Raw genomic sequence first — 15,170 nt, 5'->3', positions numbered from 1 at the left:
AAACACGTATCGCTATACTGCCCAGCAACTTTCTCGCCATGAAGAGCCGCGCTCTGTGAACCGGCCCACGCCCGTTAAACCCGATAACTTCTTCCTGATGATCTACCGAGCCCTCAGCCAGCGCCGAATCCCACTGGCCCTGCGCATTGCCAGCCATAACATCTTCCTGGTGGCCCTGGCCCTGGTGATCTATGCCTGCGTGATGGGGTTGCAGTTCAAGCAGGCCATGCACGAGCAGGCCGATGCCGTTGGCCAGAGCCTGACCACGCAAACGGCCACATCGGCCACCGAGCTGCTGGTGTCCAACGACATCCTCAGCCTCAACGTGCTGCTCGGCAACCTGGTGAAGAACCCGCTGGTGGCCCATGCCGCCATCTACAGCGTGGACAACCGCATCCTCGCCGAGGCCGGCCAGCGCCCACGCAATAGCTTGCTGGGCGAAACCGAAGGGGTCTACCAGACCAAGATCACCTTCCAGGACGTGACCGCCGGCCAGTTGCGCATCAGCCTGGACATGAGCCAGTTCCAGCAACCGATGCTGATCAGCCTGCAGAGCATGGGTATCCTTGCCGCGATCCTGTTGGCCCTGGCACTGACCCTCAGCCTGCGCCTGGGTCGTTTCATCTCCACCCCGCTGCTGCAACTGCGCGTCTGGTTGCGTGATCCGCACCCCTACACACCGGGCATCGACCGCCAGGACGAAATCGGCGACCTGGCCCGCCAGCTGCACGCTCGTCTCGCCCCGCCACCACCACCGGAGCCGGAGGAAGAGGACGAGGCAGACGATTTCGATGAAGTGCCCGCTCCCAAGGCCGCGCCACGTACGAAGGTCGCGGCGCAGGCACTCGATCACGACGATGACGATGACGCCTTCGCCGATCTGATGGATGAACAGAGCGCCCCGGCCAAGCCTGCCATCGTCGAGTCCGACGAACCGCAGCACAGTGCCGTGCTGGCCGTGCAGTTGGGCTCCCAGGAGCAACTGCGCCGCCTGCCGCGCACCCGCCTGACCGAATTGCTGGAGCGCTACCGCGACTGCCTGGACCAGGCTGCCTCGCTGTACGAAGGTGAGGTCCACACCCTGAACGACGGCAGCACCCTGCTGCTGTTCCACAGCCGCGACAGCGGCGAGGACTACCTCACCAACGCAATCTGCTGTGGCGAGCTGCTGCGCGCCCTGGGCCACGCCCTGCAGATCGAGGTAGCCGACAGCGGCATCACCCTGCAACTGCAGTTGGGCCTGGTGCTGGCCGACGACCTGCAGGGCATGGATCAGGTCGACTTGCTGATGACCGAACAGGCTCAGGACGCGCTGGCCCTGTCGCAGCACAGCCGCAATCTGCTGCTGGTGGAGCGGCGCATCAGCGATGACGCCCTGGTGCGCCAGCGTGCGCGTATTCGGCCGATCGCCAGCCCGGAGGGCGCGTGCTGTGTCGAGCGCCTGATGGAGCCTTACCCGTCCATGCTGGAGCGCCAACTGGCGCGGATGCATGAGCGCCGCGCCTGACCTGAAACACGCCTGGGGCTGCGGCGCAGCCCTTTCGCCGGCAAGCCGGCTCCCACAGGTACATGGTCTGCTCTTTGTGGGAGGCGGCTTGTCATACGGCGAAAGGGGCGCAAAGCGCCCTCAGCATTCTCGAAGGCCACAAAAAAGCCCGCATCGCTGCGGGCTTTTTCATGTCTGTCATATCAGAAGCGGAACACTTCCATATCGGTACGAATCGGCGATGCCATCGGAATCTTTGGCTTCTCCGGCTCTTTCTTCACCTGCACCGGCGCGGCCGGCTTGCGGGGCGCTTCCTCGGCGATGGCCGGCTGGTTGGCCAGCGGCTTGACCGTGGTGCTCAGCTGTTCGACCAGCTTCTGCAGCAACTGCCCCTGGGCTTGAACCTGCGCCGACTCGCTGCCCGCATGGGGCTGTTCGAGGTGGACGATACGGTTGTCACGCACCTGGCCACGGCGGTCCAGCACGCGCCACTGCGCATCGAGGATCGCCGGCTGGTTCTTGCCCGAGTCCAGGCGGGTGATCGACAGCAGCACCTGCACATCCGGCGTGAAGCCGGCACTTGCCGGCGCCAGCACCACGCGTTGGCTGTCCAGGCGCCAGGCCAGCTGGCGTACCAGCAACTGGTCGATATCCGACGAAAGGCTGCCAGCCCAGCGACCGTCGGTCGCCGCAGTCAGGCTGCCATCGGTCTGACGCTGCAAAAAGGTTTCGCGTTGCAGGTAGTCGGCCACCGATACCGGGCCAAGCACCACCGCCATGCCCGCAGCCTGGGTCGGCTGGCCGGGATCACCGCTGTCGAGCTGATACAGGGCAACCGGCTGGTGCATGCTGCACCCGCTCAGGCCCAGCAAGCCAGTCATCAGCAGCGCAAATGGAAGGCGCAGAAATTTCATTCATCCCATCCAGGCGGTCGTCACCAGACTGACCGCAGTGATACTCATGTAGATTCATCCGGGCACTCGGCCACGCCGGCGCCAACGAGGGCCCTATCATCCGCGAAATAGTCGCCCGACTCCAGCATTTCCGCCCGAAGCGGCGTCGAAAACGCCGCAACAGACGGCCCACCCACTCAAGCCGGGGTTTCCACCAGCAACCCATCGACGCGCTGGAAACCGCGTGGCAATTTGCTACCACGGCGACCCCGTTCGCCCTTGTAGTGCTCGAGATCATCCGGCTTGAGCGAAAGGGTACGCTTGCCAGCTTGCAATACAAGGGTCGAGCCCTCGCTGATCACCGCAAGATCGGTCACGTATTCCTCGCGGCTGGCCACCCGATCACCCGGCACGCCGATGATCTTGTTGCCCTTGCCTTTACCCAGCTGCGGCAGGTCGGCCACCTTGAACACCAGCAGGCGACCCTCGGTGGTCACCGCCGCGAGCCAGTCCTGCTCGCGATCGGCCACCGGACGCGGGGTCATCACCTTGGCGCCGTTGGGCAGGCTGAGCAGGCCCTTGCCGGCCTTGTTCTTGGCCTGCAGGTCCTCGCCCTTGACCACGAAACCGTAGCCGGCGTCGGAGGCAACGACGTACAAGGCATCGTCTTCCGGCAGCAGCACGCACTCGAAGGTGGCGCCTGGTGGCGGGGTCAGGCGGCCGGTCAGCGGCTCGCCCTGGCCACGGGCCGACGGCAGACTGTGGGCGGCCAGCGAGTAGCTGCGGCCGGTGGAGTCGATGAGCACGGCAAACTGATTGGAACGTCCGGCGGCGGCGGCCTTGAAGCCGTCGCCAGCCTTGTACGAAAGCCCCGTGGCATCGATATCGTGGCCCTTGGCGCAGCGCACCCAGCCCTTCTCCGACAGCACCACGGTGACCGGCTCGGTCGGCATCAGCTCGTTTTCCGACAGGGCCTTGGCCTCGGCGCGCTCGACGATCGGCGAGCGGCGGTCGTCGCCGTAGGTCTCGGCGTCCTTGATCAGCTCGCTGCGCACCAGCTTGCGCAGTTTGCTGTCGCTGCCCAGCAGTGCTTGCAGTTGCTTCTGCTCCTTGAGCAGTTCGTCCTGCTCGCCGCGGATCTTCATCTCTTCCAGACGCGCCAGTTGACGCAGGCGAGTCTCGAGGATGTAGTCGGCCTGGATCTCGCTCAGGTCGAAACGGGCGATCAAGGCCTGTTTGGGGTGCTCCTCGGTGCGGATAATGTGGATCACTTCATCCAGGTTGAGGAACGCGGTAAGCAAGCCTTCCAACAGGTGCAGGCGCTTCTCGACCTTGTCCAGGCGGTGCTGCAGGCGGCGCCGCACGGTACCGATGCGGTACTCCAACCACTCCAGCAGCAGCGCCCGCAGGTTCTTCAGCTGCGGACGGCCGTCGAGGCCGATGATGTTGACGTTGACCCGGTAGGTGCTCTCCAGGTCGGTGGTGGCGAACAGGTGCTGCATCAGCTCCGCGGCATCCACGCGGTTCGAGCGCGGGATGATGACGATGCGGCAAGGGTTCTCGTGGTCCGACTCGTCGCGCAGGTCAGCGACCATCGGCAGCTTCTTGGCCTGCATCTGCGCGGCGATCTGCTCGAGCACCTTGGCGCCGGAGACCTGGTGCGGCAGCGCGGTGACGACGATGTCGCCGTCCTCGATGCGATACACCGCACGCATGCGGATCGAGCCCTTGCCGCTCTCGTAGATCTTCTGGATATCGGCGCGCGGGGTGACGATCTCGGCTTCAGTCGGATAGTCCGGCCCCTGGATATGCTCGCAGAGCTGCTCGATGGTGGCCTTGGGCTCGTCGAGCAGGCGCACACAGGCGCTGGCCACTTCGCGCAGGTTGTGCGGCGGCACGTCGGTGGCCATGCCCACGGCGATGCCGGTGGTGCCGTTGAGCAGGATGTTCGGCAGACGCGCGGGCAGCACGGCCGGCTCCTGCAAGGTGCCGTCGAAGTTCGGTACCCAGTCGACGGTGCCCTGGCCCAATTCGGTGAGCAGCACCTCGGAGTAGCGCGACAGGCGCGCCTCGGTGTAACGCATGGCGGCGAACGACTTCGGATCGTCCGGCGCACCCCAGTTGCCCTGGCCGTCGACCAGGGTGTAGCGGTAGCTGAACGGCTGGGCCATCAGCACCATGGCCTCGTAGCACGCCGAGTCGCCGTGGGGGTGGAACTTGCCGAGCACGTCACCGACGGTACGCGCCGATTTCTTGTGCTTGGAGTCGGCATCGAGCCCCAACTCGCTCATGGCATAGACGATGCGTCGCTGGACCGGCTTGAGGCCGTCGCCGATGTGCGGCAGGGCGCGGTCCATGATCACGTACATGGAGTAGTTGAGGTAGGCCTGTTCGGTGAAGTCAGCCAGGGAACGGCGTTCGACGCCGTCGAGACTGAGTTCGAGTGAGTCGCTCATGCGGGCCTCGTCATTTCAGGTTCTGGCGCAGCAGCATGGTGCCGCCGCGCTGGGTAAATTCAAGTTGTTTCAGGGCACTCATGCCCAGCAGCACGCCCTGGCCATCCAGGCCGGGCACCACCAGCGCGCGTACGTCGCGCAGGTGGATATCGCCCAGTTGCAGGCTGTCGAGCCGCGTGCGGTAGCCTTGGGTACGGCCATTGGCGGTGCTCAACTGCACCGCGGCGCCACGCGCCAGGTCCAGGTCGCGGGCCAGTGCCTCGGGGATCGCCACGTCGGTGGCGCCGGTGTCGAGCATGAAATGCACCGGTCGCCCATTGATCGCGCCATCGGCAACGAAATGGCCCTGGCCGTTGCTCAGCAGGCGCACCTCGACGAAGCCGTCGCCCTGCTCGCTCTGCACCACGCTGTTGGGGTTCTGTTGACGTTCTTCCCACTGGCCGAAAAAGCGCGTGGCAAGGAACATCGCCGCCGCCCAGGCGACAATCATCAATACCCTGCCCGCGCGCTTGCCCGGTGGCTGGCTCATGGCTTGGCGCTCCAGCCGCCCTGCGGCGCGTCGAAGCGCCAGACGATCGGCCGTGTTTCACCATCCACCCGGGGGCGGTCGTTGTTGTCCACGCCGATCCAGGCGCCGCCCTTGTCGATCACCAGCGCCTCGGCCAGGCCGTAGGGCTGCGAGTAGCGCCGCGATTCCATCAGGGCGTCGGCGGCGAACGACCAGCAGCGCTCCACGGCGCCCGTGTCGGCATCCCGTCGGCAAATGCGGTAGGCATTGCGCTCGAGGGTGAACAGCTTGCCCTCGAACCAGGCCAGGTCGGCAAAGTCACGTGATACCGGGCGTGCCTCGGGAAACTGCGGCGGCTGCATCTCGACACCCGCCTCGCTGAGCAGCACGCAGCCGCGCCCGCAGGTCCACACCGATTGCTGGCGCTGCACCGCGAGCAGGCCACGGCGCTCGCGCTCGGCGGCCAGCCACAGGCGATCGCCCGCCGGGTTGATCGCCAGCCCCTCGAACAGCGCGTTGAAATGCAGCAACATGCCGCTGGCCCGCGCCTGACGCACCATGGCCTGGTCGATTTTCAGCCAGTCCGGTTCACCGTCCACCGGCAACTGCAGCACGGCGGCGTGCGCCTCGCTGACGATATAGAGGTTGCCGGCCTGATCGCAGGTGATGCCCTCGAAATCCAGCTCGCCTCCGCGGATGTAGGACGCCGCCCAATTGCGCGACTTGAGCCCCCAGGGCAGGCCGGTGTCGGGCGCCGCAGGCGGGGTGAAGGTCAGTGGCTGGGCCTGCCACGTCGCCCCCTCCTGATCCAGGCGGTAGATCCGGTCGTCATCGCGGTCGGATACCGCCCACAGTGCCCCACGGCACCAGGCCAGGCCCGACAGGTTGCCGCCGCGCATGCCATCGACCGCATGCTCGGCGCTGAGCTTGAGCTGCGGCCAGTCGCCGGCCTGGGCCTGCAGGGCAAACCACGCCAGGCAGGCCAGGAGCAACGGACGAATCAAACCAGGACCTCGGCCAGGTTGCCTTTGGTCTCCAGCCAGCTCTTGCGATCGCCCGCACGCTTCTTGGCCAGCAGCATGTCCATGATCTCGGTGGTGCCCTGCACATCGTCCAGGGTCAACTGGACCAGGCGCCGGGTGTTCGGGTCCATGGTGGTTTCGCGCAGTTGCGGCGGGTTCATCTCGCCCAGGCCCTTGAATCGGGTGACCTGCGGCTTGCCGCGCTTCTTCTCGGCCACCAGGCGGTCGAGGATGCCGTCACGCTCGGCTTCGTCCAGGGCGTAGTAGATCTCCTTGCCCAGGTCGATGCGGTACAGCGGCGGCATGGCCACGTAGACGTGGCCGGCCTCGACCAGCGGGCGGAAGTGCTGGACGAACAGCGCGCACAGCAGTGTGGCGATGTGCAGGCCGTCGGAGTCGGCGTCGGCGAGGATGCAGACCTTGCCGTAGCGCAGCTGCGAGAGGTCGGCTGCTCCCGGATCGACACCGATGGCCACGGCGATGTTGTGCACTTCCTGGCTGGCCAGGACTTCACCGCCATCGACCTCCCAGGTGTTGAGGATCTTGCCGCGCAGCGGCAGGATGGCCTGGAACTCCTTGTCCCGCGCCTGCTTGGCCGAGCCACCGGCCGAGTCACCCTCGACCAGGAACAGCTCGGCGCGCATCGGGTCCTGGCCGGCGCAATCGGCCAGCTTGCCGGGCAATGCGGGGCCCTGGGTGATGCGCTTGCGCTCGACCTTCTTGCTCGCCTTCAGGCGCCGGCCGGCGTTGCTGATGGCCAGTTCCGCCAGCTGCATGCCCAGTTCGGGGTGGGCATTGAGCCACAGGCTGAAGGCGTCCTTGACCACGCCGGAAACGAACGCGGCCGCCTCGCGGGACGACAGGCGCTCCTTGGTCTGGCCGGAGAACTGCGGCTCCTGCATCTTCATCGACAGCACGAAGCTGATGCGCTCCCAGACGTCCTCGGGGGCCAGCTTGACCCCGCGCGGCAGCAGGTTGCGGAACTCGCAGAACTCGCGCATGGCGTCCAGCAGGCCCTGGCGCAGGCCGTTGACGTGGGTGCCGCCCTGGGCGGTGGGGATCAGGTTGACGTAGCTTTCCTGGATGCTGTCGCCACCTTCCGGCAGCCACAACAAGGCCCAGTCCACGGCCTCCTTGTTACCCGCCAGGCTGCCGCAGAACGGCTCGTCGGGCAGGCGCTGGAACTCGCTGACCGAATCGACCAGGTAGGAGCGCAGACCGTCTTCGTAGTGCCACTCGACCTTCTCGCCGGTGCCCTTGTCCTCGAAGCTGATGGACAGCCCCGGGCACAATACGGCCTTGGCCTTGAGTACGTGCTTGAGGCGGCTGATGGAGAACTTCGGCGAATCGAAGTACTTCGGATCGGGGCTGAAGTACACGCTGGTGCCGGTGTTGCGCTTGCCGACGGTGCCGACCACCTCCAGCTCGCTGGCCTTGAAGCCATCGGCGAAGGTCATCTGGTACTCGTTGCCGTCGCGCTTGACGCGCACGCGGACCTGGCTCGACAGGGCGTTGACCACCGAAATGCCGACGCCGTGCAGGCCGCCGGAGAATTGATAGTTCTTGTTGGAGAACTTGCCGCCGGCGTGCAGCTTGGTGAGGATCAGCTCGACACCGGAAACGCCCTCTTCGGGGTGGATGTCCACCGGCATGCCGCGGCCATCGTCGCTGACTTCCAGCGAGTGGTCGGCGTGCAGAACGACCTGCACCGACCGTGCGTGGCCAGCCAGGGCTTCGTCGACGCTGTTGTCGATGACTTCCTGGGCCAGGTGGTTGGGCCGGCTGGTGTCGGTGTACATGCCCGGCCGCTTGCGGACCGGGTCAAGGCCCGAGAGGACTTCGATGGCGTCTGCGTTATAGGCGCTAGCGCTGGGATTGGCCATGGGTTCTCGTCGTCAGTCTGGTGAATGCAAAAGTCAAAATACAGAAAAGTCCAGCGCCGCGTACTGCCCGCGGGCAATACCGGCGAACGCCAGCAGGGCCGGCAACTGTTCGGCGAAGCCCTGGTAACTGTGGTCGCCACCGGCCTGGATACGCAGGGCGCAGGCGCGGTAGTAGCGCTCGGCCTGGCGATAGTCCAGGGTTTCATCGGCGGTCTGCAACCACACTTGATAGCGGGTGGCATCCTGCGGCGCCGGCACTTCCAGTTCGGCCAGGGCGTCCACGTGGTCGTGGGTGAGCTCCCAGGCTTCGTCGGTATAGAGGTTGCGCTGGGTGCCGAGGTAACCGTCGAACAGCTTGTGCGGGGCCACCGCCGGGTTGATCAACAGCGCCTTGAGCCCGTGTCGCTCGGCCAGGTGGGTGGCATAGTAGCCGCCGAGTGAGCTGCCGACCAGCAAGGGCGCGCCGAGCTCGGCGATCGCCGTCTCCAGTTGGGCGATGGCCTGGCGTGGATGATGGTGCAGGGCCGGGACCCGCAGTTGCTCGGCCAGGCCGAGCTGCTGCATCACCGCTTCGAGTTGGCGTGCCTTGGTCGACAGCGGCGAGCTGTTGAAGCCATGGATATAGAGGATGGAACCCGACATGCTGCCCCCGGACGCAAAGACGCGCAGTGTAGCGTGTTCGATGGTCATTGGCGCAGCCTGGGGATTTTCGCAACAAATTCTTCAAATGACAGGGGCAGCTGCGCAGCCCTTCAGTAGCCGGGGCTGTCGAAATCCAGCTTCACTACGAAATCCCGCGCCCGCACCACCCCGGTCTCCAACCGCCCGTCGGCATGCAGACGAAGCCAGCGGTAACCCGGCTGTTCCTCGCTCACCTTGAAGTCCTCGCTGCGCGGCGCGAACTGGATGCAGGTCGAAGGCGTGGCGAGGAAACGGATGCCGTCACGCACTTCGTCCCATTCCTGGTGGATATGCCCCCACAGCAGCACCTTCACCTGTGGATAACTGCGCAGACGCTGCAACAGCTCATCGGCATTATGCAGCCCGATCGGCGCGATCCAGGCACAACCGATATCCACCGGCTGGTGATGGCAGCACACCAGGCAATGGCGCTCGCCCGCACCGTTCAGCGCCTGGTCCAGCACGACCAACTGGTCATCGGCCAACAGACCGAAGGTGGCACCGACCACTGCCGAGTCGAGCATGACGATGCGCCAGGCGCCGATATCGGTCACTGCCTGCACCAGTTCCGGCGCCACCTCGGCCATGACCCGCGCCTCATCATGGTTACCCGGCAGCCAGCGCGCTGGCGCGCCGAGCGTCGACGTGAGCTCGCGAAAGGCCGCGTAAGATTCGACGCTGGCATCCTGGGAAAGATCGCCCGTGCACAGCAGCAGGTCGATGCGCTGTTGTTCGCGGCGAACCTGGCCGACCACGTGCCCAAGGCTTGCGCGGGTATTGAGGCCGAGCAGGGTGCCCGCCGGGTCGGCGAACAGATGGGCATCGGTCAGTTGCACCACATGGACAGGTGACGGGGGTGAAAATGGTTGCGGCAACGGCCGTCTCCTCGAACGGATTCAGCACGGATTATGGCGGCGGATCGCTTTCGAGCAAATACTCGAAACCGACGCGCATCACATTTCAGCGCACGGTTGCCAGTTCGTGGCCGCAGGCCAGGCAGTGGCTCAGCCATTCACCGAGGAACAGATTGAGCTGGGCCTTCTCGTCCGGCTGGTGCATCGCCGTGTTGGGATAGGGGTAGATGCTGCGCAGGCGACGCGCATGCTCGGCACTGACCACCTCGGCCATGCGCGCGTCATGGTAGACCTGCACCTCCAGCTCGGGCACCGGCAGCCAGGGCAGGCTGTGCTCCTGGCGCACCTTGAGCGTGGTGGTGTAGGGGCAGGCCAATAGCACTTCAAGCACCAGCACGCCGAGCATCTGGTCGCCCTGGGTCATGCCGATACGGCGCGAGCTCTGCGTGGTGCGCATGTCGGGCAACAGGCGCATCAGGCGGGCATAGTTGGCCTCGCAGGCGGACTGCAGCCCGACCAGGTCGACTCGATAGCGCTCGCGCAGCAGGTTCACTTCCACATACCTCGTACTTCGTCACGGTTCAGCGCCAGCCATTGCAACCCGATGATCGCGGCGGCGTTGCAGATACGCCCGTCGCGTACGGCCTGCAGGGCATCCTCGAACGACCACACGCGCACGCGAATGTCCTCGCTTTCCTCTTCCAGGCCATGCAGGCCACCGGCACCCTCGCTGACGCAACGGCCCAGGAACAGGTGGACGTACTCGTCGCTGCCGCCCGGTGACGGGAAATACCGGGTCATCGGCCACAGCGCCGAGAAGGTCAGGCCCGCTTCTTCCTCGGCTTCGCGGTGGGCAACCTCCTCGGGCTGCTCGTCCTTGTCGATCAGCCCGGCGACCATCTCGATCAGCCAGGGGTTGGCGACCTTGCCCATGGCGCCGACGCGAAACTGCTCGATCAGCACCACTTCGTCGCGCTGAGGATCGTAGGGCAGCACGCAGACCGCGTCATGGCGCACGAACAGTTCACGGGTGAACTCGCGGCTCATGCCCCCGGCGAACAGCTCGTGGCGCAGGTGCAGCTTGTCGAGCTTGTAGAAGCCCTTGAACAGCGACTCCCGCCGAACGATCTCGACCTGGGTAGGCACTGTATTGTGCGTGTCCGTCATGCAAACTCCTCATGCCTCGTTTACCGCATCGCGCAATCCTACTCTGCGCACGGCCCGGTTTCATCCCTTTCCGCTGACCGTTCGGGCAGCCGGGACAGGCGTGTCACTCTCTGTTAGCTTAGTGGCGAACTGAAGGCCGCGCAGGCGGTCCAAGGCCGATCATCACCGTTGTGAAAGAGGCAACATGACGCTTGTCAAACTGACTTCCGTGGCCGTCCTGGCACTGGCGCTCGGCGCCTGCCAGAGCCTGTTCACGCCCAATTACCGGGCCCCGCTCGAGGTCAAGCGCGAGGCCTGGGAGCACGTCAAACCCGGCTGCAGCGAAAGCGACTGCCCGCTGGTCAACATCGACGTCGTGCACTTCCCGGCCCTGCCCAAACTCGACGGCATTGTCGAGAAGCGCCTGCTGATGCTGACCGAGGACAACCAGCGCGGCACCCCGCCGGCCTCGCTGCAAGCCTATGAGCAGCAATACCTGGCCCGCGCCGACAAGCGCAACAGCAGCTATCTGCAAGCCAAGGTACGCGAGCAGCATGACGGGCTGGTGATCGTCGAGCTGTCCAGCTACCTCGACAGCGGCGGTGCCCACGGCATGCCTGGGCGCGGCTTCATCAACTATTCACGCAAGCTGGACAAGGTACTGACCCTGGACGACATGCTGGTGCCCGGCCAGGAGGCGACCTTCTGGAAGACCGCCGAGGAGTCCCACCGCGCCTGGCTGATCAGCACCGGCATGGACAAGGACCCCGAGTTCATCAAGACCTGGCCGTTCAAGCAGTCCCCGCACATTGCCCTGACCTACGGCGCGGTGGTGATCAAGTACGAGGTCTACTCGATCGCGCCCTACTCCATGGGCCACGTCGAGCTGAAGATCCCCTACCCGCGCCTCAATGGCGTGATCAAGCCCGAGCTGTTTCCCGGCCGCGGCTGAGCGATAGCAGCAAGTGCAGTACCCCTGCCAGCAACAGTGCCGGCAGGGTCGCCCCCAGCTCCGGCGCCTGGCTGGCCATCAGGTGATAGGCCGCCACTCCCGCGCCCCAGGCCAGCAGCGCCTGCCAGTGCAAACCCTCGACCAGCGCCGGCAGGCGGCGGCGGCGAATCACGAAGTGATCCACCAGCACCACGCCGAACAGCGGCGCGAACACCGAGCCGATCAGCAACAGGAAGTTCTGGTACTGGGCCAGCGGCGCCAGCAAGGCGGTCAGCGTGCACAGCAGCCCGATAGCCAGGGCCAGGTGCTCGACCTTCATTTTCACCAGCAGGCCGGTGGACACCGCCGCCGAGTGGATGTCGGCAAAGGCGTTTTCCGTCTCGTCCAGCAGGATCAGCAACAGCGGGATCCCCAGCCCGGCGCCGGCCAGTGCCAACAGCAGGGCATTCACCTCACCGCTGGGCGCGAACGCCAAGGTGTAGGCCACGCCCAGGCTCATCAGCCAGGCATTGCCGATGAAGAAGCCCAGCGCGGTACCGCCGAACACCCGGCTGGCGCGCTGGCCAAAGCGTGAATAGTCGGCGATCAGCGGCAGCCACGACAGCGGCATGGCGATCACGATGTCGAAACCCAGTGCCAGGGACAGCGAACCGTCCCCAGGCCGGCGCCACAGATCGGCCAGGTCGGCCTTGGCGAACAGGTTCCAGGTCAACCAGGCGCAGGCGCCCAGCAGCAGCCAGATCCCCCACTTGCGCAAGACCTTGCGCACGAACGCCAGCGGCCCGCTGACCGCCAGCAGAGTGGCCAGGGCGCCAAAGCACAAGGTCCACAGCAGCGGGCTGCTCCAGCCGCTGCCCTCGCCGAACGCGCGTGCGCCCAGCAAGCTGGCGGCATCACGCATGACGATGATCTCGAACGAACCCCAGCCGACCAGTTGCAGCAGGTTGAGCAAGGCAGGCAGGCGCGCGCCATGGCTACCGAGCGTGAGGCGCAAGGTCGCCATGGCCGACAGGCCGGTATCGCTACCGATCACCCCCACCGCAGCCAGCAGCAATACCCCTACCGCCGTGCCCAGGGTGATCGCCAGGATCGAGCCCGCCAGGCCCAGGCCCGGCGCCAGCAGGCCGCCGACCTGCAGGACCATCAGGCCGATGCCGAGGGAAAACCACAGCGAAAACAGGTCGCGGGCGCCGAACTGGCGATGCTGGGAGGGAACCGGGTGGTCGGGAGAGAAGTGGCTGGGAGTGGTCATGCTCGGGCGCTCGACGGAAGAGTTGGGGTGAACCCATCGCTGGCAAGCCAGCTCCCACAGGGGCCGCATCGCAGTCTCTGTGGGAGCTGGCTTGCCAGCGATGCGGTGCGCATCGCGCACCGCCTGGGTCTGCTACTCAGACTTTCTGGTACAGCTGGCTGCCTTCCTGGCGGAACCGCTCGGCCTGCTCGCGCATGCCCTGTTCGACCGTCACGTCCACGGTCTCGATCTTGGCCGCATACTCACGCACTTCCTGGGTGATCTTCATCGAGCAGAACTTCGGCCCGCACATCGAGCAGAAGTGCGCGACCTTGGCCGACTCCTTGGGCAGCGTCTCGTCGTGGAACGCACGGGCGGTGTCCGGATCCAGGCCGAGGTTGAACTGGTCTTCCCAACGAAACTCGAAGCGCGCCTTGGACAGCGCATTGTCACGGATCTGCGCGCCCGGGTGGCCCTTGGCAAGGTCGGCGGCATGCGCGGCGATCTTGTAGGTGATGATGCCGGTCTTGACGTCGTCCTTGTTCGGCAGGCCCAGGTGCTCCTTGGGCGTGACGTAGCAAAGCATGGCGCAACCGAACCAGCCGATCATCGCCGCGCCGATGCCGGAGGTGATGTGGTCGTAGCCCGGAGCGATGTCGGTGGTCAGCGGGCCGAGGGTGTAGAACGGCGCCTCGTCGCAGCACTCGAGCTGCTTGTCCATGTTCTCCTTGATCAACTGCATCGGCACATGGCCGGGGCCCTCGATCATGCACTGCACGTCGTGCTTCCAGGCGATCTTGGTCAGCTCGCCAAGGGTTTCCAGCTCACCGAACTGCGCGGCGTCGTTGGCGTCGGCGATCGAGCCCGGGCGCAGACCGTCACCCAGCGAGAAGCTGACGTCATAGGCCTTCATGATTTCGCAGATCTCGTCGAAGTGCGTGTACAGGAAGTTTTCCTTGTGATGCGCCAGGCACCACTTGGCCATGATCGAGCCGCCACGGCTGACGATGCCGGTGACGCGCTTGGCGGTCAGCGGCACATAGCGCAGCAAGACCCCGGCGTGGATGGTGAAGTAGTCCACGCCCTGCTCGGCCTGTTCGATCAGGGTGTCGCGGAACAGCTCCCAGGTCAGGTCCTCGGCAACGCCATTGACCTTTTCCAGGGCCTGGTAGATCGGCACGGTACCGATCGGCACCGGCGAGTTGCGGATGATCCACTCGCGGGTCTCGTGGATGTGCTTGCCGGTGGACAGGTCCATGACCGTGTCCGAACCCCAGCGGATGCCCCAGGTCAGCTTGGCCACTTCTTCCTCGATGGAGGAACCCAGGGCGCTGTTGCCGATGTTGCCGTTGATCTTCACCAGGAAGTTGCGGCCGATGATCATCGGCTCCAGCTCGGTGTGGTTGATGTTGGCCGGGATGATCGCGCGACCGCGGGCGATCTCCTCGCGGACGAACTCGGGGGTGATCTCTTTCGGGATGCTGGCACCGAAGCTGTGCCCGGCGTGCTGCTGGTTTAGCAGGCCGGCGGCGCGAGCTTCCTGCAGTTTCATGTTCTCGCGGATGGCGACGTATTCCATCTCGGCGGTGATGATGCCCTGGCGTGCATAGTGCATCTGCGAAACGTTGGCGCCGGCCTTGGCCCGGCGCGGGTTGCGCACGTGGGCGAAGCGCAGCTTGGCCAACTCGGCGTCGTTCAGGCGCTGCTGGCCGAAGTTCGAGCTCAGGCCACCCAGGCGCTCGGTGTCGCCACGGGCGTCGATCCACGCCGAGCGCACATCGCCCAGGCCCTTGCGCACGTCGATGATGACATTGGGGTCGGTGTACGGGCCGGAAGTGTCATACACCAGCACCGGGGCGTTCTTTTCGCCGCCGAAGTCGGTGGGGGTGTCGTGCAGGCTGATCTCGCGCATGGGCACGCGGATGTCGGGGCGCGAACCTTCGACATAGACCTTGCGCGAATTGGGCAGGGGTTGCACGGACTGTTGGTCGACTTGGGCCGACTCGCTCAGACTGATCGTTTTTTCTTGTTTGCTCATCACAGGCTCTCCAGACAGCT

General features: G+C 65.5%; 13 protein-coding genes. 2 read left to right on the top strand and 11 right to left on the bottom strand.

Annotation, left to right across the window (positions count from 1 at the left end; translation table 11 throughout):
- Positions 1–55: 55 nt before the first annotated feature.
- Complete coding sequence (locus tag AAHK21_RS16545) at positions 56–1,507, top strand: histidine kinase (RefSeq protein ID WP_367857810.1); 1,452 nt, start codon at positions 56–58, stop codon at positions 1,505–1,507.
- A 182-nt stretch (positions 1,508–1,689) separates the two neighbouring features.
- On the opposite strand, the gene AAHK21_RS16540 is transcribed toward AAHK21_RS16545, so the two are convergent.
- The 9 genes from AAHK21_RS16540 to AAHK21_RS16500 all read right to left on the bottom strand — a co-directional run bounded on the left by AAHK21_RS16540 (position 1,690) and on the right by AAHK21_RS16500 (position 10,950).
- A complete protein-coding gene (locus AAHK21_RS16540; protein ID WP_038706898.1) occupies positions 1,690–2,400 on the bottom strand; it encodes a membrane integrity-associated transporter subunit PqiC in 711 nt (236 codons plus the stop codon).
- A gap of 176 nt (positions 2,401–2,576) precedes the next feature.
- On the bottom strand, positions 2,577–4,835 hold the full coding sequence (gene parC, locus AAHK21_RS16535; protein WP_023631342.1) for a DNA topoisomerase IV subunit A: 2,259 nt from the start codon (positions 4,833–4,835) through the stop codon (positions 2,577–2,579).
- A 10-nt stretch (positions 4,836–4,845) separates the two neighbouring features.
- Positions 4,846–5,364, bottom strand: coding sequence for a TIGR02281 family clan AA aspartic protease (locus AAHK21_RS16530; protein WP_277502180.1), 519 nt, complete (start codon positions 5,362–5,364; stop codon positions 4,846–4,848).
- Complete coding sequence (locus AAHK21_RS16525) at positions 5,361–6,347, bottom strand: esterase-like activity of phytase family protein (RefSeq protein ID WP_367857809.1); 987 nt, start codon at positions 6,345–6,347, stop codon at positions 5,361–5,363. Before AAHK21_RS16525 ends, AAHK21_RS16530 begins: the two co-directional genes overlap by 4 nt.
- On the bottom strand, positions 6,344–8,248 hold the full coding sequence (gene parE, locus AAHK21_RS16520; RefSeq protein ID WP_023630810.1) for a DNA topoisomerase IV subunit B: 1,905 nt from the start codon (positions 8,246–8,248) through the stop codon (positions 6,344–6,346). The genes AAHK21_RS16525 and parE overlap by 4 nt, the downstream gene beginning before the upstream one ends.
- A 33-nt stretch (positions 8,249–8,281) precedes the next feature.
- Positions 8,282–8,890, bottom strand: a complete 609-nt coding sequence (locus AAHK21_RS16515) for a YqiA/YcfP family alpha/beta fold hydrolase (RefSeq protein WP_367857808.1) — start codon at positions 8,888–8,890, stop codon at positions 8,282–8,284.
- Between the two features lie 110 nt (positions 8,891–9,000).
- On the bottom strand, positions 9,001–9,804 hold the full coding sequence (gene cpdA, locus AAHK21_RS16510; RefSeq protein WP_367857807.1) for a 3',5'-cyclic-AMP phosphodiesterase: 804 nt from the start codon (positions 9,802–9,804) through the stop codon (positions 9,001–9,003).
- An 85-nt stretch (positions 9,805–9,889) separates the two neighbouring features.
- On the bottom strand, positions 9,890–10,342 hold the full coding sequence (locus AAHK21_RS16505) for a DUF1249 domain-containing protein (protein WP_367857806.1): 453 nt from the start codon (positions 10,340–10,342) through the stop codon (positions 9,890–9,892).
- Complete coding sequence (locus tag AAHK21_RS16500) at positions 10,333–10,950, bottom strand: NUDIX domain-containing protein (protein ID WP_367857805.1); 618 nt, start codon at positions 10,948–10,950, stop codon at positions 10,333–10,335. The genes AAHK21_RS16505 and AAHK21_RS16500 overlap by 10 nt, the downstream gene beginning before the upstream one ends.
- 184 nt (positions 10,951–11,134) lie before the next feature.
- Here AAHK21_RS16500 and AAHK21_RS16495 point away from each other — a divergent pair, with 184 nt between their 5' ends.
- The gene (locus AAHK21_RS16495) at positions 11,135–11,881 is read left to right on the top strand and encodes an RsiV family protein (protein ID WP_046853979.1); all 747 of its coding nucleotides are present in this window, start codon (positions 11,135–11,137) and stop codon (positions 11,879–11,881) included.
- On the opposite strand, the gene cytX is transcribed toward AAHK21_RS16495, so the two are convergent.
- Together cytX and thiC are read right to left on the bottom strand one after the other, a co-directional pair.
- Positions 11,850–13,133 (bottom strand): putative hydroxymethylpyrimidine transporter CytX, encoded by a 1,284-nt coding sequence (cytX, locus tag AAHK21_RS16490; protein ID WP_367857804.1) that lies wholly within the window; start codon positions 13,131–13,133, stop codon positions 11,850–11,852. The genes AAHK21_RS16495 and cytX overlap by 32 nt on opposite strands.
- A gap of 136 nt (positions 13,134–13,269) precedes the next feature.
- Positions 13,270–15,150 carry a phosphomethylpyrimidine synthase ThiC gene (gene thiC, locus AAHK21_RS16485; RefSeq protein WP_038706901.1) on the bottom strand — a complete coding sequence of 627 codons (1,881 nt, stop codon included), beginning with the start codon at positions 15,148–15,150 and terminating at the stop codon, positions 13,270–13,272.
- Positions 15,151–15,170: the final 20 nt, after the last annotated feature.

Source organism: Pseudomonas sp. TE50-2, from assembly GCF_040813665.1.
GTDB lineage: Bacteria > Pseudomonadota > Gammaproteobacteria > Pseudomonadales > Pseudomonadaceae > Aquipseudomonas > Aquipseudomonas soli.
Note: the sequence above shows the minus strand (reverse complement) of the source record. Positions and strands in the feature narration are given on the sequence as shown.